General features: G+C 69.2%; 1 protein-coding gene. It reads right to left on the bottom strand.

Annotated elements, in window-relative coordinates:
- Positions 1 to 448: AMP-binding protein (locus CQZ88_RS29910; protein ID WP_180987014.1), on the bottom strand; the 448-nt coding region annotated here is incomplete at both ends.

Genomic DNA, 448 nt, shown 5'->3' with positions numbered 1-448 from the left:
CCCGTACAGGTTGTGCACGCTCACACCCGGGACCAGCGTCCGCATACGCGCCGCGACCGCGCCCGGCAACGCCTCACCCGATGCGAAGACGTAGCGGAGCGCGGAGAGGCCGGCCACGGCCGGTTCGGCGACGAACACCGCCAGCATCGACGGCACGAAGTGCGCGACCGTCACCGACCGTGCGCGCATGACCGCAGCGAGATACCCCGGGTCACGATGGCCGTCCGGCGCCGCCACCACCAGCCGCGCCCCGACCTGCAACGGCCAGAAGAACTCCCACACCGACACATCGAACGTGAACGGCGTCTTCTGCAACACCACATCCTCGGCGGTCAGCCCGTACCGCCCCTGCATCCACACCAGACGGTTGACGATCGCCGCATGCGAGACGCCCACACCCTTGGGCCGGCCCGTCGACCCCGACGTGAAGATCACATACGCCGTGTTC

Origin of the sequence: Rhodococcus sp. ENV425 (genome assembly GCF_002887785.1) — a bacterium.
In the GTDB taxonomy this organism is placed as follows: Bacteria; Actinomycetota; Actinomycetes; order Mycobacteriales; family Mycobacteriaceae; genus Rhodococcus; species Rhodococcus aetherivorans.
This window is presented reverse-complemented; position numbering and strand designations above follow the sequence as displayed.